This is a genomic window from Amycolatopsis sp. FU40, from assembly GCF_021903635.1.
In the GTDB taxonomy this organism is placed as follows: domain Bacteria; phylum Actinomycetota; class Actinomycetes; order Mycobacteriales; family Pseudonocardiaceae; genus Amycolatopsis; species Amycolatopsis dendrobii.
Genome location: NZ_CP091381.1, coordinates 9,380,017 through 9,398,469 on the forward strand (window position 1 = coordinate 9,380,017; position 18,453 = coordinate 9,398,469).

At 66.9% G+C, this 18,453-nt stretch carries 17 protein-coding genes; 11 read left to right on the top strand and 6 right to left on the bottom strand.

From position 1 onward, the window contains the following. The first annotated feature begins 819 nt into the window (after window positions 1-819). From L3Q65_RS44450 to L3Q65_RS44465, 4 genes are all read left to right on the top strand, one after another. Entirely contained in the window at window positions 820-1,137 is a 318-nt protein-coding gene (locus tag L3Q65_RS44450; protein ID WP_182892258.1) for a multidrug efflux SMR transporter, read from the top strand. A gap of 32 nt (window positions 1,138-1,169) precedes the next feature. Further along, a complete protein-coding gene (locus L3Q65_RS44455; RefSeq protein WP_182892257.1) occupies window positions 1,170-1,574 on the top strand; it encodes a multidrug efflux SMR transporter in 405 nt (134 codons plus the stop codon). Between the two features lie 148 nt (window positions 1,575-1,722). Continuing rightward, a complete protein-coding gene (locus L3Q65_RS44460) occupies window positions 1,723-2,508 on the top strand; it encodes an alpha/beta fold hydrolase (RefSeq protein ID WP_237598319.1) in 786 nt (261 codons plus the stop codon). A 203-nt stretch (window positions 2,509-2,711) separates the two neighbouring features. Then, a complete protein-coding gene (locus L3Q65_RS44465) occupies window positions 2,712-3,173 on the top strand; it encodes a MarR family winged helix-turn-helix transcriptional regulator (protein WP_237598320.1) in 462 nt (153 codons plus the stop codon). Between the two features lie 68 nt (window positions 3,174-3,241). Here L3Q65_RS44465 and L3Q65_RS44470 read toward each other — a convergent pair whose 3' ends face one another. Further along, window positions 3,242-4,495 (bottom strand): glycosyltransferase family 4 protein, encoded by a 1,254-nt coding sequence (locus L3Q65_RS44470; RefSeq protein WP_182892254.1) that lies wholly within the window; start codon window positions 4,493-4,495, stop codon window positions 3,242-3,244. Between the two features lie 505 nt (window positions 4,496-5,000). Between L3Q65_RS44470 and L3Q65_RS44475 the strand changes: the two genes are divergently transcribed. Then, on the top strand, window positions 5,001-6,815 hold the full coding sequence (locus tag L3Q65_RS44475; protein ID WP_237598321.1) for a glycoside hydrolase family 2 protein: 1,815 nt from the start codon (window positions 5,001-5,003) through the stop codon (window positions 6,813-6,815). Between the two features lie 509 nt (window positions 6,816-7,324). Here L3Q65_RS44475 and L3Q65_RS44480 read toward each other — a convergent pair. The 3 genes from L3Q65_RS44480 to L3Q65_RS44490 are packed head-to-tail and all read right to left on the bottom strand — an operon-like array spanning window position 7,325 to window position 10,133. Then, window positions 7,325-7,816 (bottom strand): glutathione peroxidase, encoded by a 492-nt coding sequence (locus L3Q65_RS44480; protein ID WP_182892252.1) that lies wholly within the window; start codon window positions 7,814-7,816, stop codon window positions 7,325-7,327. A gap of 17 nt (window positions 7,817-7,833) precedes the next feature. Then, entirely contained in the window at window positions 7,834-9,363 is a 1,530-nt protein-coding gene (locus L3Q65_RS44485) for a glycoside hydrolase family 57 protein (protein WP_237598322.1), read from the bottom strand. Continuing rightward, window positions 9,360-10,133 carry a class I SAM-dependent methyltransferase gene (locus L3Q65_RS44490; RefSeq protein WP_237598323.1) on the bottom strand — a complete coding sequence of 258 codons (774 nt, stop codon included), beginning with the start codon at window positions 10,131-10,133 and terminating at the stop codon, window positions 9,360-9,362. Before L3Q65_RS44490 ends, L3Q65_RS44485 begins: the two co-directional genes overlap by 4 nt. Window positions 10,134-10,186: 53 nt before the next feature. Between L3Q65_RS44490 and L3Q65_RS44495 the strand changes: the two genes are divergently transcribed. Then, a complete protein-coding gene (locus tag L3Q65_RS44495; RefSeq protein ID WP_182892249.1) occupies window positions 10,187-10,618 on the top strand; it encodes a hypothetical protein in 432 nt (143 codons plus the stop codon). Here the strand turns inward: L3Q65_RS44495 and L3Q65_RS44500 are convergent. Continuing rightward, entirely contained in the window at window positions 10,596-11,435 is an 840-nt protein-coding gene (locus L3Q65_RS44500) for a DegV family protein (RefSeq protein ID WP_182892248.1), read from the bottom strand. The two genes, L3Q65_RS44495 and L3Q65_RS44500, sit on opposite strands and share 23 nt — an antisense overlap. A 243-nt stretch (window positions 11,436-11,678) precedes the next feature. Between L3Q65_RS44500 and L3Q65_RS44505 the strand changes: the two genes are divergently transcribed. The 4 genes from L3Q65_RS44505 (at window position 11,679) to L3Q65_RS44520 (ending at window position 15,294) form a co-directional block, all read left to right on the top strand. Beyond that, window positions 11,679-12,464 (top strand): electron transfer flavoprotein subunit beta/FixA family protein, encoded by a 786-nt coding sequence (locus tag L3Q65_RS44505; protein WP_037811817.1) that lies wholly within the window; start codon window positions 11,679-11,681, stop codon window positions 12,462-12,464. A 28-nt stretch (window positions 12,465-12,492) separates the two neighbouring features. Further along, the gene (locus tag L3Q65_RS44510; protein ID WP_037811816.1) at window positions 12,493-13,452 is read left to right on the top strand and encodes an electron transfer flavoprotein subunit alpha/FixB family protein; all 960 of its coding nucleotides are present in this window, start codon (window positions 12,493-12,495) and stop codon (window positions 13,450-13,452) included. Between the two features lie 175 nt (window positions 13,453-13,627). Then, on the top strand, window positions 13,628-14,410 hold the full coding sequence (locus L3Q65_RS44515; protein WP_182892247.1) for a GNAT family N-acetyltransferase: 783 nt from the start codon (window positions 13,628-13,630) through the stop codon (window positions 14,408-14,410). Continuing rightward, window positions 14,407-15,294 carry a 1-acyl-sn-glycerol-3-phosphate acyltransferase gene (locus L3Q65_RS44520; protein WP_182892246.1) on the top strand — a complete coding sequence of 296 codons (888 nt, stop codon included), beginning with the start codon at window positions 14,407-14,409 and terminating at the stop codon, window positions 15,292-15,294. The genes L3Q65_RS44515 and L3Q65_RS44520 overlap by 4 nt, the downstream gene beginning before the upstream one ends. Before the next feature lie 414 nt (window positions 15,295-15,708). Here L3Q65_RS44520 and L3Q65_RS44525 read toward each other — a convergent pair whose 3' ends face one another. Beyond that, window positions 15,709-16,614 carry an NADP-dependent oxidoreductase gene (locus L3Q65_RS44525; protein WP_237601013.1) on the bottom strand — a complete coding sequence of 302 codons (906 nt, stop codon included), beginning with the start codon at window positions 16,612-16,614 and terminating at the stop codon, window positions 15,709-15,711. A gap of 423 nt (window positions 16,615-17,037) precedes the next feature. Here L3Q65_RS44525 and L3Q65_RS44530 point away from each other — a divergent pair, with 423 nt between their 5' ends. Then, window positions 17,038-18,402, top strand: coding sequence for an MFS transporter (locus tag L3Q65_RS44530; RefSeq protein ID WP_182892245.1), 1,365 nt, complete (start codon window positions 17,038-17,040; stop codon window positions 18,400-18,402). The last annotated feature ends 51 nt before the right edge of the window (window positions 18,403-18,453 follow it).

Here is an 18,453-nt window from a genome sequence, read left to right on the forward strand (position 1 = left end):
ACCTGACCACCGGCGACCGGTTACCCCGCACCACATTTTGGGATGGTGCAGGGGACGGGTCCGGTGGCGGAGGCTCCCCGCCACCGGGCCCGGGTCTTTCCGGACCCGCGCTCCTTCGCCGCCGAGAGGCGAGGGGCGCGGGTTTTCGGCTTCTCGGGGTTCGATCCTTCAATCTTTGGCTTGGGGTTCTGCTGCACTTCCGCTCGGACGCTGCCCCGAACTCCGGAAAACCCGGGGTGCCGTCCGGGGCGGCCGTGCCGTGGCCGCTCAGCGGCGAATCCCCGTGCGACGTTAAGGCTCGCTTGATCCTGCCTCCCGCTCGGATCTGACTGAGCATCGCTGCCGGTTCGACTGCGTTCCCCAGTTCGGACACGGGCCCCAGCGTCAGACGCCAGGTGCGGCCGAGTCTGTGACACGTCCGTCCCGATGGATCTCGCCCGCTCCACCCGACCGGTCTCCAGACCGTGGTCGCGTTCTCTTAACGGACTATCCCGCCAAGATCCCGGCTTCTCGCCCAGTCTGGCCGGTGATGCGAACGAGCTTGCGCCGAAGTTTCCGACTCCGATCTCGCCCGGCCGAACCGCCGTTGCCGCTCAGTGGCGAATACCTGGTCAACGCCCACTTTCAAGCGTGCTCGACCGCGCTTCCGGCCACCGCGGCTCCCTTCCTCAACTGGCACCCGGCACTGCTCCGCCCACCTGTCGAACACCCCTTGCTTATTTGATTCGACATACATATATTGCACAAGTAACTACCTGGGGGAGCGTCGCCGGCGAGGGTGCCGAGCAGCTTCCAACCTCACTCGCACCCGGAGAAACCATGCACTGGCTTTACCTCGGCATCGCTGTGTTCTTCGAGATCGCCTTCGCGCTCGGTGCCAACGCTACGGACGGGTTCACCAAGCTGTGGCCGTCGGTGTTCACGCTGGTCATGGCGGCTGGCGGCATTTTCTTCCTCAGCCGGGCCCTGCTGACCCTGGATGTCGGCGTCGGCTACGCGATCTGGACCGGTCTCGGCTCGGTGGGCATCGTGCTGCTGGGCGCGCTGATCTTCAAAGAGAAGCTCAACTGGCGCAAGCTCATCGGTTTCGGCCTGGTGATCTGCGGGATCATCGGTCTCCAGCTGACCGGTGCCTGACCCTCTTTCCCGCTCCCGAAAGGATTTCCGCCGTGTCCGTTCAGCCCGAAGCAGCACCGGCCATCGCACCGGAGAGGACGCAGACCACTCGCCGCGCATGGGGCATTCTTCTCTTCGCCGGAGTCTGCGAAATCGCCTTCGCCGTTAGCACGGACGGCAGCCGAGGTTTCACCAACCTGCCGTGGTCGATCGCCACGGTGATTACGGCCGCCGCAACGATTTTCACGCTCAGCCTGGCCTTGCGCACCATCGACGTCGGCGTCGGCTACGCGGTCTGGACCGGTATCGGCGCGAGCGGCGCCGCGATCTTCGGCGCGATCATCTTCGGCGAAAGTCTGGGACCGCTGCGCATCCTGTTCCTGGCAGTGATCATCGCCGGGGTCATCTGCCTCAAGCTCGCCGGCGGTTCAACCGATTCGGCGAAGGCTGGCGACTGACCGTATCCAGCCCGAGGCCCGCGACTTTCACCAGCTGGCAGCGAACCCGCGAGGTTCTGGCCGCAGGCCCCGTGATCGCGTTTTCGTCACTACGCTGCACCGGCGCGGCACCAATGTTTGCGACGAACCTGGAGGCCAGCCAATGCCCATGGCGACTGTCAACGACCGCCCGATCTTCTTCGCCGACACCGGGGGAGACGGACCGGTCTTGCTCCTGGGACATGGCTACTTCCTGGACCACTCGACGTTCTCGCCACAAGCAGCGGTGCTCGCGCCGGAGTGGCGCCTGATCAGTTGGGACGCCCGCGGCCACGGACAAACCCCAGATAACGACCCCGGCACGTCATACACCTACTGGGACCAAGCCCGGGACGCGCTCGGCCTGCTTGACCGCCTGGGTATCGAACGCGCTGTCGCAGGCGGACTGTCCCAAGGCGGCTTCACCGCGCTACGAATTGCATTGCTGGCACCCGAACGGGTCGCAGGCCTGGTGCTATGGGACACCGAAGCAACACCGTGCGACCCAGCCGACAAAGCCGCCTATGGCGACATGTTCGCCGCATTGCGCGAATACGGCCCAATTGATGACCTCACCATACCGCTGTCGACACAACTGCTCGGAGAATCAGACCTGCGTGACGAGTTACGTGCACGATGGCGTGCCGTACTCGCACTGCCGCTGGGCCCGGCCGCGCACTGCCTGCTGGAGCGAGACGACATCTCGGGGCGCCTGAACGAAATCACCTGCCCGGCGTTGCTGATGTGGGGCGAGCAAGATGTCTCCCTTCCGCGTGACCGCATGAACCTGCTGAGCGAACGCCTCCTGAACGCCGGCAACGTGCACGTAATCCACGGCGCGGCGCACTCCCCAACCCTGACTCATCCGGAGCGGGTCAACCCGTTGCTGCAGCAGTTCCTGCAGACGTTGCCCTGAGCGGTTCCGCCGAGCGGTCGAGACTCTTGCACAGCCAGAAACGCCGAGTTCTCCCACCGCTCAATGCCATGCAGGTCGCCCGCGACCTCCGGACAACGAGAGGCTCGCCGAACGCTCAATTGCATGCACGCACATGTGCTATACAAGAGGTCTCGGCGTCATTTCTCGACGCCGGACAAGGCTTTGCCGGAGAGGTCGTTCGCGTGACCACCACACCTTCCCCTGGTCGCAAGCAGACGGGGGCGAAACTCACCACCCTCGGTGCGATGTGGCCCCGCATGGTGGCGCTTCGCAGCCGTATCGACCACGAGGTCGAGCAGGCCTTGCAACGGCAGCTGCACCTGGGCTTCTCGGAATTCGTCGCCTTGATGTCGCTGGCCGATCGCCCCGACGGCGAACTCCGCATGCAGGAGCTCGCGGACGCGACGTCACTCAACCAGAGCTCCGCGACCCGTCTGGTGGGCCGACTCGAGCGGACCGGTCTGACCGAACGACGTCTCTGCGAATACGACCGCCGCGGCGTCTACACCGGAATCACCGATGCCGGACGAGTCACGTTGCGCAAAGCCGTCCCGGTCTATGAAGCCGCCCTGGCGAACGCTTTCGACCGCGTGGCAGCAGACCCTGACTACCGCGACCTCATCGCCGCCGTCGACCCCCGCTGAAAGCGCCCTGACCAGGCATTCGCCACTGAACGGCGAATCTCGCCAACCGCTGTTGACCAGCGCTTACCTTACACTTCGAACGCATTGCCAGTAGCGATCTTCGGCCGCCCCAACTCTACCGGTTCGCCGACTCGAGCCCGCCGGTAAACCTCGACGGTCGCCTCCGCGATCCGTCCCCAATCGAAGTCCGCGCCAAGCCGGGCCTGCGCCGCACGCGCACGCCGGGTCGCGGCCGGAACGTCGCTCAAGACCGTCGTCACGGACGAGGCGAGGCCAGCGACGTCACCCGGCGCGAAGGCCAAGCCGGTCTCGCCGTCGATGACAACCTCGCCGAGCCCGCCCGCGGTCGACGCCACCAGCGGTGCTTTCGCGGCAGCAGCCTCCAGCGCGACGATCCCGAACGGCTCGTACCGGCTCGGCAGCACGACCGCATCGGTCGCAGCGAGGAGAGCTCGCAGGTCACGGTCGGAAAGATGGCCGACGAAGTCCACCGCCCGGCGAATCCGCAGCTTGCGAGCCTGCGCGACGAGTTCGTCGTGATGTCGCCCTTTTCCGGCGACGACCACCCGAGTGCCCGGGAACTGGCGGCGGATCCTGGGCAGCGCGGCCAGCAGGTCCTGCACGCCCTTTTCCCACTCCAACCGGCCGAAGAACAGCAGGAACGGAGCCCCGTCCGGACTGTGCTGCTCTCGCATCCTCGCGACCTCGCCGGACGACACGCGCCAGCTGCGCCCCTCGATGCCGTTGTGGATCACCGCGACGTCGGCCGAGTCGATTTCGAAGAGGTGCGCGACCTCCTTGCGCATGGCCTGCGAACAGGTGATCACCGCGTCGGCGCGGTTGGCCAGCCACCATTCGACCGAATGCACCTGCTGGTTGAGCGGATGCGACAGCCACCCCGAATGGCGGCCCGCTTCGGTCGCGTGGATCGTCCCGACGAGCGGCACCCGGGCAGCCTCGGCGACCGCGATCGCCGGATGCGTGACCAGCCAGTCGTGGGCATGGACGACATCGGGTTGCCACGTGCGGAGCAAATCCTGCGCCGCCCGGATCATGGCGTGGCCCATGGCGAGCGTCCACGCGACGAGATCCCGCTCGAAAGTCAGGTGCATCGGATCCTCGGCCACACGGACGACGCGGACCCCCTCGATGACCCGATCGCTGCGCGGATGCGTCGAGGCGTCGGTGCCCGCGGTGTGCCGGCAGAGGACGACGACGTCGTGGCCTTGCTGTGCGAGGTGCCTCGCCAGCGCGTGAACGTGCCGGGCCAGCCCGCCGATGACCACCGGCGGGTACTCCCAGGACAACATCAGCACGCGCATGGCCCGAGGTTACTCGCCAGTCGCTTACCCCGGGGCGGCCGCCCGAACGACCGCCGGAATGACTCGTCGTCACCCGGCGAAAAAGTGGCTAAGCAGGGAAGACTCCGCTGGTCAGAGCGTTTCGCCAAAAAAGGGCAACAGCTCCGTCTGGCCGTTGTGCCAGCTCGCGACGCCCGCATCTCCGCAGCTCAGCTCCCCGCCTCGAGCAGAAGCGACCACCCGGCTGAAGCGCCAGCTCCGGCTAGGGCCACCGGCCGCCATGCGCAACTCGCACGCGCCGCAGTACCCGGGGCTGAAGCACGCTGACCAGCGGTTAGCCGCTAAGCGGCGAGGAGGTCGTCGACGGTAGCCCACTGCTCAACCCGAGGAGCTTCCATCGAGGATCAGTTGCCAGCCAGCGGCCACAGACAGCCGGCGTAGTCGTCGAGCAGGACCCGGGCACCGGCTGTTCGAGCAGCCCTCAAGCCGTGCCGCGGACCGCGGTTCTCTGCCACCATGACCACTGATGACTCCAACAGAGCCCGAATGGCAGCGAGCGGATTCGCCACTGACCACCCCGTGGACCGACCGAGTCGACCCGGCCGCGGTGCTGCCCGAGTACCCGCGCCCCCAGCTCCGCCGGCCGGAATGGCTGAGCCTCAACGGCATCTGGGAGTACGCGGGATGGCCTGCTTCGCCCGCGGAGCCGCGACCTGTCGGGTACAGCGAGCGCATCCTGGTTCCCTTCGCGCCGGAATCGGCGCTCTCCGGAATCGGCCGACGCGACGAAGTGCTGTGGTACCGGCGGTTGTTCGAGGTCCCGGAATGCTGGATCGGGCGGCGGGTGTTGCTGCATTTCGGTGCAGTCGACCAAAAAGCCGAGGTGCGGGTCAACAACCAGACGGTGGTCACCCATGAGGGCGGCTACACGTCGTTCTCCGCGGACATCACAGATGCGCTCCGTGCATCGGGGCCGCAGGAAATTACCGTTCGCGCAGAGGACCGTACGGACATCGAGCCGTACCCGATCGGCAAGCAGCGCAACGAACCTGGCGGTATCTGCTACACCCCGACGTCGGGAATCTGGCAGACCGTCTGGGTCGAGCCGGTGCCGAACGAGCGCATTTCCTCCGTCGAAATGACCTCGGACCTGTCCGGCGTATCTGTGTTCCCACAGGTCACCGGCGGTGCCCAAGTGGAGCTGATCGTTTCGCCGCCAAACGGCGACGAGGCAGTGCGCGTCCGGGGCGCCGCTGGCGCGCGGCTGCGGGCCGATCTTCCTGAACCGCATCTGTGGTCCCCTGATGATCCGTTTCTGTACGACATCACCGTCCGTCTCCTCGATGCGCACGGTGATGTATTGGACGAAGTCGCCAGTTATTGCGGCCTGCGAACGGTAGAAATCGTCCCGGATGCCGACGGACAGCCACGGATCGCGGTGAACGGCCGGATCACTTTCCTGCACGGACCACTCGACCAGGGCTACTGGCCGGACGGCGGCTACACCGCGCCGACGGACGAGGCACTCCGGTTCGATCTGGAGAAGACGAAGGAGCTCGGGTTCAACCTGGTCCGCAAACACGTCAAGGTCGAACCCGCGCGCTGGTACTACTGGGCGGACCGGCTGGGTTTGGCGGTCTGGCAGGACATGCCGTCATTGGTCGTCTCGTTCGCCGGACCGCCCGGTCACGCGCCGGATCCGTTGCCCGAAGGTCAACGCCGATTCGAGGCCGAGTTGCGGGAAATGGTTGCGCAGCTGAGCAACGTCACGTCGATCGTCGCCTGGGTGCCGTTCAACGAAGGCTGGGGAGAATTCGACACGGCCCGGATCGCGGCGCTCGTGAAGGAACTCGACCCGACGCGGCTGGTGATCGCCAACAGCGGCGTGAACTGCTGCTTCTCTCGCGCGGACACCGGTGCTGGCGACATCTACGACGATCACACGTACGTCGGGCCGGGAGAGCCGCACGAGGGGGACCATCGCGCATTGGTGGACGGCGAATACGGCGGCCTGGGCTTGGTTCTCGAAGACCACGTTTGGCCAGGTCCGCCCAATGCCTATGAAATGGCGACTGACTCCGCGCACCTCACTCGCAGGTACGCGGAGGTGAGCGAGCGCCTCGAACGGCTGGTTTCCGATCTGGGATTGTCCGGCGCGATCTATACTCAGACCACGGATGTCGAAAACGAAGTGAACGGCCTCCTCACCTACGACCGTCGAGTGCAGAAGCTCGACTTCGACGACGCCGCGAACCACAACCGAGCGGTGATCGCGCGGGGTTCGCACCCCGAGGTGAAGACCGCTGCCGAGCTGGCTGGCGAGGCTTCGGACAGCCGTTGACCTGCGGTTCGCCATTGAACGGCAACGCAAGACATGCAGTCCTGCACTGGGCTGTGGCTTTGGGGGCGGCCCAAGCCGACTCGCGTTTCGCCGCTCACTGGCGACGAACTGGGCAACGGTGTCTCGAAGCTGGCGAAATATCGCCCAGCCGGACCCGGTGCGTCAACGTCTACGTTGCTGTGTCGACCTTGGCGTCGAACTAGCCTTTGGACGGCGACGGCATCCTCGGCGTGGCAGACGGCTGACGTTGTGGTGCCGTTGTGGTGCGCGACGACGTCCGCTCAGGGCAACGCGCCATTGGTCGCCAGTCGCCGATAAGAGGTGACGCCGCGGTCGATCAGAGGCCGATGAACGACGGGCCTTTCGCCACTGAACGGCAAGAGCGGCAACCAACGGCTCGGGCTGTCTCCTTGGGAAGCCAGCCGTCTCCGCGTTCGCTGGCAGTTGCCGAAAAACGGCAAATGCTCTCCGACCACGATAAACGCTGGCCGGAGAGCAGGACCCGTAGCTCAAGCAGGCAGTGCTGCCTCGATCGCCGCGACGATCGTCTCGTCTTCAGGCTCCGTGCGCGGCCGGAAACGGCCGAGTACCTTGCCGTCCGGGCTGATCAGGAACTTCTCGAAGTTCCACTGCACGTCACCGGCTTCGCCGTCCGCGTCGGGAGTTTCCGTGATGCTCGCGTAGAGCGGGTGCCGCCCTTCGCCGTTGACGTCGATCTTCTCGAACAGCGGAAACGACACGCCGTACGTCGTGGAGCAGAACGTCTGGATCTCCTCCGCCGTGCCTGGCTCCTGACCGGCGAACTGGTTGCAGGGGAACCCGACGACCGAGAAGCCTTTGTCTCCGTAGCGTTCTTGCAGGCGTTCCAGACCGGTGTACTGCGGCGTCAGCCCGCACTTCGACGCGACGTTCACCACGAGCAGCGTCTTGCCTGCCAGCGGTCCGCCGAGGGTGGCGTCTTCGCCGGCCAGGGTCTTGAGGGGCAGGTCGCGGATTCCCATGGAGTTCCTTCCGATCGTCATGCGCGAGGACGCCGCAGGGCGCGTGCGTCCAGATGTCCGAACGGGCCGTCGGCCCGGCGGTATTCCTCGGCCAAGGCGAGCGCGCGAGCGCGATCCCCACTGCGCAGCAAGCCCGCCAGGGCATCGAATCGTTCGGTGTGCACGCGGGCCCGCCGGCGGGCGTAGTCGGCGGCAGAGTCTTTGGTGACCATGAACGCCCAGTCGCTGGACAGCGCCATCATCGCCTCGGCGACGGCCTGATCGGCAACGGCGTCGCGAGTGGTCCCGTCCTGCTTATCGACCAGGTCGAGCAGGCGGGCCTGCAGTGCGGTGTTGTCCTGCACCATGTCCGCGACCTGCTCGCCGTCCCATACTCGCCAGTCCTTGCCGGAGCCCCATGAGGATGCCGGCAGCTGGACCGGTTCGCCTAGGTGGCCAGCCTCGAGCGCGCCGCGCAATGTGGTCACCCGGACGCCGGCCTCGGGCAGTGCGCGCAGGATTCCTTCGAGCCACGCGGGGCCTTCGTGCCACCAGTGTCCGAAGAGTTCCGTGTCGTATGCCGCGACCACAAGTGACTCGCGGTCGTGTTGCTCGCGGAGAGACCTCAGCCGCGCGACGACTGTTTCGACGAAATCCTTGACGTGCGAACCCAAAACCTCCGCGGCGAGCGCGGGGTCGTACGGAGATTTGTCTTGTGGTTCAACGGTTTTTCCGGTGACGCGCGACGCTTTCAGTCCGACTTCGTGTGCCCAGGTGTGGAAATCCCGATACGCCGCATGGCCCGGATAGCCGGCTTTCGGCGACCAAACCCGGTAGGTGACTTCAAGATCGCGGCCAAAGCAGACGACGTCGGAGTCGCCGACCGGATGTGCGGCGGAAGTGTCACCATGGAGTGAAGGGCCGTCGACTAGGAAGCGGCGCACACCGGCATCGTGGTAATCTCGTTCCATTCCCGGTGCATAGCCACATTCAGGTGCCCAAATACCTTCTTGCGCGCGGCCAATGCGCAGTGCGGTGTCCTCCAGCCCCGCTTGGAGGGCGAACCGTCGCACTCGCTGGTCCAGCAGCGGCTGGAACGGATGCGCCAGCGGTCCGCCGAGCAGTTCGATCGTGTCACTGTCCACAAGCGACCGAAGAATCGGCGAGAAACCGTGCCGCCAGCGCGTTTCCAGCTCCTCGGTGGCGTGCATCGCGGCCTGGTGCTCCGCGGCGGCTAGGTCGCGCAGCAATGGATCGCCATGCCAGAGCGTCGATGCGTGCTGTGTGCGCAGCTGCCAGTGGCCGATCCAGTCGTGGCACGCGCGGATGGCGTACGGATCGTCGAGCTGCGCGGCGAGGACTGGCGTCATGCCGAGTGTCAGGACGTCGCGTCGCCCCTCAGCGGCGAAACGGCGCAGCAGGTCGACGACCGGCAGATACGAATGCGTCCACGCCTGATACAGCCACTCCTCGCCGACCGGCCAGCTGCCATGGTGCGGCAGCCACGGCAGGTGGCTGTGCAGGACGAGGCAGAACGTGCCTTCGGGCGCGGGATTCCGGGCGCTCACGGGCGCACCGCCACGGCCATCAGGTCGAGGCTTGCGTCCAAGTCGTCGCTGTGGATCGCGAAGTCGTCGGCCCGGATCGCTGCGACGTCCGCGAGGAGGTCGGCGGGCCAGGTGGCTTGTCCGGGAAGCGAGCCCATGACGACGTCCAGTTGAGCGTCGATGATCGAGCCGCCGTAGCGGGTTTCCACGCTGCGCAGGGATTCGGCGTGGTGCAGCCCGTGCAACGCCGCCACGGTGAACCCGGCTGCGCGCAGCAACTCGTCCATTTCGGATGGTGCCAGTTCGCGCGTATGGAACGGGTTGAGCGGGGTGTCGCTGTCCGGCGTGAAGGTGAGCCGATTCGGGGTCGTGACCAGCAGTTTTCCTCCCGGACGCAGGACGCGGAAGCATTCGGCGAGGAAACCGTCCTGGTCCCAGAGGTGTTCGATCACCTGGAAGTTCGCCACCACGTCGACCGCGCCGTCCCTTAGCGGGAGGTACGCCAGGTTTGCCCGCGCGACGGCGACATCCGGATAGCGACGTGTGACGTGTTCGGTGGTCGGCACGTCGTAGTCCAGCGCCAGCACTTGCCGGGCGTGCTGGGCGATAAGCCCGGCACCGTAGCCCTCGCCGCAGCCGGCTTCGAGCACGGTCGCGTCGGCGCAGTGGGGGAGAAGGGCGAGGTATGCGGCTTCATGGCGGCGGAACCAATAATTCTCCTCGGGGATGCCGGGGACGGTTCGTTCGCCGGTGAGGTGCAGTGCCTCGGCCCGGGTGGCTGCGTTGGTCACCTGCGCGACCCTAGCGCCTGTCACGTTTCGCGCAGCCGTCTCGTTCCAGCGGTATGCAACGGACGATCACGCGCATCCTCCTGATCCTGCTCGGTCTCTACACCCTGGTGCAGGGGCTTTGGCCGCTGCTCGACCCGATGGGGTTTTACCAGGACTTTCCAGGGTTCCGGCACGGCTGGGTCTCCATGGACGGGCCCTACAACGAGCACTTCATCATCGATTTCGGCGGCCTCAGCCTGGCGCTCGGCGCCATGCTGGTGGGCGCTGCCGTGATGGGCACCACAGCTATCGCGAGGCTGGTGGCGATCGCGGCGTTGCTGTTCGCCGTCCCGCACCTCGTCTACCACGTGGGTCACGTCGGGCACTATCCGCAGCTCGACCAGGTGCTCATCATCGGCGGGCTCGCGGTGACGGTCCTGCTGCCGCTCGTGGTGCTTTTGGTCCCTGGGCGGCGAATCGAGGTCAGTTCGACGGCGACACCGTGATGCTGAGCGCGCCCGGGCCGACGTGAGCGCCGATCACGGTGCTCGCGTCGCCCACCACGATCTCGCCCGCGCCTGGCACGCGCTCCCGCAGCCGCCGGACGACCTCGCTTTCATCGGAGCCGAATCGGGTCACCGCGAGGTCCACCGGCTGGTCGCCAGCCGCTTGCACGGCCAGGTCGACGAGCCGGTTCATCGCTCGTTTAGTGCCGGGAACGCGGGCGAGCGGACCCACTTCTCCATTGCGGACGGTGAGCAGCGGCTTGATCGCGAACGCACTTCCGAGCATCGACTGGGCGGCGCCGATCCGTCCTGATCGCCGCAAGTACTCGAGCGTGTCGACATAGATCAGTTCGGTTGAGCTGCGGACTCGCCGTTCCGCGGCGTCCAGGACTCGCTCGAGCTGTCCGCCGGCTCCGGCGACGCGGGCGGCGGACACCGCTGCGTAGCCGAGACTCATGCTCGCTGTCCCGCTGTCGAGAATGTGCACGGGAATCCGGACCTGCTGGGCGGCTTCGCGGGCGGCTTCGACGGTCTGCGAAAGCCGTCCGGAGATGTGCAGGCTCACGATGGCGGACGCGCCGGCGGAGGCCGCGTCCTGGTAGCTCCAGAAAAACGCGCCCGGATCGGGCGGCGAAGTCGTGACGGCCGCGCCGGACTTCATCGTCTGGATGAGCTCGCTCCGGTCGAAGCGGTGCTCGTCGTCCGTCTGGTCGCCGACATGCAGCTGGACCTGGACGACACTGATTCGCCACTGGGCGGCGAGCTGCTCGGGCAGGCACGAGGTCGAGTCGGTGACTACGGCGATGTGCGCGGACATGGTGCCGGAGCGTAACCCCTAACGGCCTACTGCGAGTAAGTGACCGTTGCTCCGATCGGGCGAGCGGCACGCTGGACGGGCTAACCGGTCAACTACTAGGACGATGGTCCCATTAGATTGCTCATCCAGGTGAATGCCGTCACCTCGAGGGGTCCGGCCGCGGAATTGCCCCTAATCTACCGCTCAGTAGAGCACTGTCCCGCGGCCGAGAGCCGGCCCCAACCGGGAGGTCGAAGAAGACCCATGACGAACATCGTTGTCCTGGTCAAGCAGGTACCGGACACCTACTCGGAGCGGAAGCTCTCCGGTTCCGACAACACCCTTGACCGCGAATCCGCCGACGCCGTGCTCGACGAGATCAACGAGAAGGCCGTCGAAGAGGCCCTCAAGATCAAGGAAGCCGGCGAGGGCGAGGTCACCGTGATCTCGGTCGGCCCGGACCGCGCGACCGACGCGATCCGCAAGGCGCTCTCCATGGGCGCCGACAAAGCCATCCACGTGTCCGACGAGGCGCTGCACGGCTCCGACGCGATCGCCACCGCGAAGGTCATCGCCGCCGCCGTCGGCAAGGTCGAGGGCTTCGACCTGATCCTAGCCGGCAACGAGGCGTCCGACGGCCGCGGCGCCGCCGTGCCCGCGATCCTCGCCGAACTGCTCGGCGTGCCGCAGTTGACCTACGTGCGTCAGCTGACCGTCGAGGGCTCCGCCGTGAAGGCCGACCGCGAGACCGAGGATGGCATCACCCACCTCGAGGCGAACCTGCCGGCGCTGGTGAGCGTGAGCGAGAAGATCAACGAGCCGCGCTACCCGTCGTTCAAGGGCATCATGGCCGCGAAGAAGAAGCCGGTCGAGACGCTGACCATCGCCGACCTGGGCATCGACGCGGGCGAGGTCGGCCTCGCCAACGCGTGGTCGACGGTCGTCGAGGCCTCGCCGAAGCCGCCGCGCACCGCGGGCGAGAAGGTCGAGGACGAGGGCGACGGCGGCTCGAAGGTCGCTGAGTACCTGGTCGCGCAGAAGCTCATCTGAGACACGGTTTCGAGGAGGATTCCGGAAAATGGCTGAAGTACTCGTCCTCGTCGACCACGTCGACGGTGATGTCAAGAAGGTCACGCTCGAGCTGCTGACCGCTGCGCGAGCCCTCGGCGAGCCCTCCGCCGTCGTGGTGGGCCCGACCGGCACCGCGGCGAAGGCCAAGGAAGCGCTCGCCGGCCACGGCGCGGCGAAGGTGTACGTCGCCGAGGGCGACGACGCCGCCGGTTACCTGGTGACGCCGAAGGTCGACGTGCTCGCGAAGCTCGCCGAGCAGGTCTCGCCTGCCGCGGTGCTCGTCGCCGCCAGCGCCGAGGGCAAGGAGGTGGCCGCGCGGGTCGCGCTGCGGCTGGGCTCCGGTCTGCTCTACGACGCGGTCGGTGTGAACGCCGACGGCACCGTTGACCAGTCCATCTTCGGTGGCGCGTTCTCCGTCAAGGCCAAGGCTGCCAAGGGTGCGCCGGTCGTGTCGGTGCGTCCGGGCGCGGTCGAGGCGGAGGCTGCCGATGGCGCGGCCGCCGAGGAGACCGTCGAGATCCCTGCGCAGGACCCGGCGAAGTCCGCCAAGATCACCGGCATCGAGCCGGTCGTCGGCGGCGACCGTCCGGAGCTGACCGAGGCGTCGATCGTCGTTTCCGGTGGCCGCGGTGTCGGTTCGGCGGAGAAGTTCGACGTCGTCGAGAAGCTGGCCGACTCGCTCGGCGCGGCTGTCGGCGCGTCCCGTGCCGCTGTCGACTCCGGCTACTACCCGGCGCAGTTCCAGGTCGGCCAGACCGGCAAGACGGTGTCGCCGCAGCTGTACATCGCGCTCGGCATCTCCGGCGCGATCCAGCACCGTGCCGGCATGCAGACGTCGAAGACGATCATCGCGGTCAACAAGGACGCCGAGGCCCCGATCTTCGAGATCGCCGACTTCGGCGTGGTGGGCGACCTGTTCAACGTCGCGCCGCAGCTGACCGACGCTGTCGACAAGCGCAAGGGCTGACGTTTTCTTTCGCCCGGAAGGCCGTCGCGTGCACGCCACGCGGCGGCCTTCCGCGTTCTCCGGGCTTTCTCGGCTGCCTGAGAGGAACCTGAGAACCCGCAATTAACTCAACGTGCACTGACCGGTCATCGATTGGCACTCTCCGAGGCCGCTTACCGGCAGGTACACCTTGACCATGACGTCGTCACAGCTCCTCGTCAGTACTGATCAGGCGGGTGCCGACCTTCCCGCAGGCGCTCCGCGGTATTCGCTTCTGGTCGCCAACGGGAACGATGAAGTGCTCGCCGCACAGAAACTGCGATACCGGGTTTTCGCCGAGGAGATGGGGGCGGAACTGCATTCCCCGGAGCCCGGCCGGGACGTCGACTACTTCGACGAATTCTGCGACCACCTCGTGGTCCGCGACGACAACACCGGCGAGATCGTCGGCTGCTACCGCATGCTCCCGCCGGAGCGCGCCGCGCAGGCCGGAAAGCTTTATTCCGACAGCGAATTCGACCTGACGACGCTCGCCGCGCTGCGGCCGTCCTTGGTCGAGACCGGACGGTCCTGCGTCCACCCCGACCACCGCAGCGGTGCCGTCGTGAGCCTGGTGTGGGCCGGGATCGCGCGCTACATGCTCCTTTCCGGACATCGTTATCTCGCGGGTTGCGCCTCGGTCCCGATCAACGACGGCGGCAGCTACGCCGCCAGCGTCTGGGATGTCTTGCGCACCAAGCATCACGCCGACGACTCGTTGCGCGTCTCGCCGTTGAACCCCTGGGATCCGGGCGCGATCGCGCGACCTGACCGGGCCATGCTTCCGCCGCTGATCAAGGGTTACGTGCGGCTTGGCGCCAAAGTGTGCGGCCCGCCGGCCCTCGACGCCGACTTCGGGGTCGCGGACTTCTTCGTCCTTCTTGATCTGCAGCAGGTCGACGAGCGGTACCTGAAGTTCTTCCTCGGGGCGCAAGGATGAGTCACGCATGGATGCCGACGTCGCCCTGCGGTGACGGTTGCCTCACTGAAGGCGCGCCGACGGTCGGCTTGCCCCGACGGATTTTGCGTTTCACCGCAGCGGGTTCCGTGGTCTTCGCGGCGCTGCTGATCGCGCCGGCGTTGCTGGTGATTCGCGGCCGGGGCCGGGAGCGCTTGGTGCGCCGGATCTTCCGGGCAGTGCTGAGGGCGTTCGGCGTGCGGATGTCCGTGGTGGGCGGTGCGGACTTCCTCGCAGCCCCGGCGGGCCGCGGTGCGCTCGTGGTGAACAACCACATCTCGTGGCTGGACATCATCGCCGTCAACGCACTGCGCCCGATGCGCGCGCTCGCGAAGATCGAGATCGCCTCCTGGCCAATCCTGGGGACGCTCGTCCGTCGCGGCGGGAGCATCTTCCTGGACCGCAACCGTTTGCGCGCTCTGCCGGACACCATGTCCGAACTTGCCGACAGCCTCCGCGCCGGCGCGCTCGTCAACGTCACTCCCGAGGGCACCACCTGGTGCGGCCTAGCCTCCGGACACTTCACGACGGCCACCTTCCAAGCCGCGATCGACGGAGGCGTTCCGGTCCGGCCGATCGCCCTCCGCTACCGACTCGCCGACGGCCGCGAGACCAGCCAGCCGGCGTTCATCGGGCCGGAATCGCTCATCGCGTCCTTGCGCCGGGTCGCCGCGCTGCGCGGTCTGGTCCTGGAAGTGCACGTGTGCCCGGAGATCGCCCCAGGCCGCGCCGACGACCGTCGTTCGCTGGCCGCTCTCGCCGAAGCCTCAATCCATTCGGCGCTCGGCACAGTCCGCATCCCGCCGCAGCGCCGCCGCCGGGTTCTGGTCGGCCGTCCCTCGTCGGCCGAGCCGGCTGTGCACTGACGAACACCCTGGTCACAGGGCTGCGGAGGGGAGTTGCCGTTTTTTGGCGACACTTCTCCGCAGCTCTCCGACCTAGCCCGTTGGCCGTTCGGCTGACCGCAGCCGGCCCATTCGCCACTCAACGGCGACAGCCGCCCGACCCGCCTCGCCGCCGGATGGCTACGGCTCCCCGGCTCGTCGCAGGTAACCGCCGCCCCCGTCATCTGCCTCACGGCGACGAATCACTTGCGCCGACGCGCCTAGCTTCCGCACTCCAGGTTTGTCGCCGCTGAGTGGCGACAGTCGCTTACCCTCGGCGCGTCTACCCGCGCTGCTCAGCCTTTTCGCCACTGAGCGGCAACGGCCTGCTTGCCGCAGACCGGCAACGCCAACCTGCCGAGCCGTTTCGTCCTCAAGCCTAGCCGACGCTCGTGGTCAGGAAACGGCAAGAGTCAGCTTCCCGCCTGGGTGCCCGTTCTGGCTCTCCTCCTGCGCAGCTGCTGCTTCCTCCAACGGGAATGTCTTCCCCTGAGCAATCCGCAATCCATTGCGTACATACCCGAGAATCTCGTTGAGGACCTCTTGTGTCTGCCCGTCCTGGCCGCCGGACGAAAACGGCAGTCCGAGTTCGAAAGCCGCACCGTCGGCGATGGTCACGATGCGATCCTTCGACCCTCGCAACTCGACCGATTCCGGCAAAACGCCATGGCCAGACGCGTCGAAGACCGCATCGACCGGTCGGTCCGCCACCTCGCGGACCCGCTCCAGCCACCCGTCGCCGTAACGCACGGGAATCGCGCCCAGCGCTTTCACCTCCTCGAGATTGTGCTGTCCAGCCGTTCCGATCACCGTCGCGCCCAAGGCGACCGCGATTTGCGTCGCGAAACGACCGACAGCGCCGCTCGCTCCGTGGACAACCAGCAGTTCGCCAGCTTTGATGTCGAGCAGCCGCAACACTCGCAACGCAGTTTCGCCGGCAACCGGCAACGCCGCCGCGTCATCCCAGGAGAGGTCGGCAGGCTTGCGAACGATCGCACCGCCGATCGCGAAGTCGGCATACCCGCCGGTCGCGGACCAGCCGAACACCTCATCTCCGACGCCGAATTCAGCGCCGTCGCCCACCGCGTCGACCACTCCGGCGATCTCCAGCCCCGGAATCTGCGGAGCTTTGAGGCCCGCGCCGCCAGCCATCGCCCCCGAACGGATCTTCCAGTCGATCGGGTTGATCCCCGCGCGCCGGACCGCGACCCGGACCTGCCCCGGGCCAGGCTCCGGTGCCGGAACCTCTTTCAGTTGCAGCACTTCGGACCCGCCGTACTCGGCGAAAGTGATGGCTCGCATCTCGGTTCGCACTCTCCTTCGGTCGCCGTACGTCCTACTTAAAGCCAACCAGCATCCGGCGCATTCCGAACCGCACGCGCGATTCGCCAGCCAACGGCAAAACCCCAGCCCTGCTGCGCTCGACCACTCAGCTCTGGCCCGGCGTAGAGACACAGACAGTGGTTCTTTACAGCTGCAAGTGAGCCCAATCCATCGGTCTAGGCGACCTGCATGACGTCGCCAGCTACCCGGCGTCATCGACTTCCTCGCGTCGACCGCCCTCGCTTGCCCTGCCGTTGCGTCCACGGGCTTCGCCCGATCCCGCGTGAGCTGCGGAACGTCAAACTTGAGGCCTCGGATACTCCTCCGATGCGACGCGCCCCTCTGTTAACCCCCAAAGCTCCGCTTGACCTCCAGAGCGCTGGAGGTTGCAAGCTCGCGATCATGAGCCAGACCGTCGAAGCGCAGCCTCGAAAGAGCGTCCTCTGGAACCGCGAACACCGCCTTGTCACCGTCGGGCTGTTGCTTGTGGTCACGCTGGTGGCCTTTGAAAACATGGGCGTTGCCACCGCGATGCCGACGCTGGTCGCCGAACTTCACGGTCTTGCGCTCTACTCGTGGCCGTTCACGACGTTCCTCGTGGCAAGCGTCGTCGCTACCGTCTTGTCCGGCCGGCTGGGCGACCGTCGCGGCCCAGCTCCGGCGCTCCTGGTGGGGCCGGCTCTGTTCGCCGCAGGGCTAGCTGTCGCAGGCGTCGCCACGACGATGCCGACGCTCCTGGTCGGCCGAGCGCTGCAGGGCTTCGGCTCGGGATTTCTGCTGGTGTCCGTCTCGCTGCTGATTGCCCTGACATTCACCGACCGCGAACGCCCCGTCATCTACGCGGCGAACGCGGCCGCCTGGGTCCTTCCCGCGGTCATCGGCCCATCCGTCGCTGGCGTGGTGACCGTGACCGTGGGCTGGCGATGGGTCTTCCTCGGACTGCTTCCGCTGGTCGGGATCGGAATCGCTCTTCTCTACAAGATCACTCGCCGCTTGCCCGCCCATGTGCCGCTGTCGGCCGGGCGCCGCGCGGGCGTCATCGCCGCTGTTGTCGCTGCACTTGGCGTCGCTGCCCTGAGCTGGGCTGCGCAACACCCATCGCCTGCCGCGATCGCATACGGAGGCTTGGGTCTGGTCGCGCTAGCCGTCGCACTGCGCAAGCTCCTGCCTGCCGGAACGATGACCTCTCGTCCTGGATTGCCCACGGTGGTTGCCTCCCGAGCTCTGATCGCCGGCGCATACGCAGGCATGGAGGCGTACCTCCCGCTGACCATGACCGCCGTTCACGGCTACAGTCCCGCGCTCGCTGGCCTGCCGCTGACCATCACCGCTCTCGGCTGGTCTGCCGCATCTGCCCTGCAAGGCCGGTTCCTCGACTGGTCCCGCGAGGCCTCGCTGCGTACTGGCTTCGCACTCGTCGCGATTGGCTTGGTCGGCTTCGGCTTTGTCGCCCAATCGTGGTTCCCGGCCTGGGTGGCCTTCGCCGTTTGCGCGGTCGGCGGGGCCGGGATGGGAATCGCGATGCCGGCTATCTCGGTCCTCCTGCTGCGCTACTCCCCGGAGGGGGAGCGAGGATTCAACACCTCCGCGATGCAACTCGCCGACTGGGTCGGATCAGCGCTGCTCATCGGGCTCGGCGGGGTGCTCCTGGCCGCGGTCGCGTCCGCCGCCCAGCCTTCTGCCGCGATGGGATTGCTCAGCATCGCGCTCGTCCTGCTGGCGTTGCTCGGCGTCCAACTCACGAGCAGGTGGCCGAAACAGGTGTGACGTGCCACTCCGGGGCCCGGGGCGAGCTTCGTCACAGGCCGCATCGGTCTA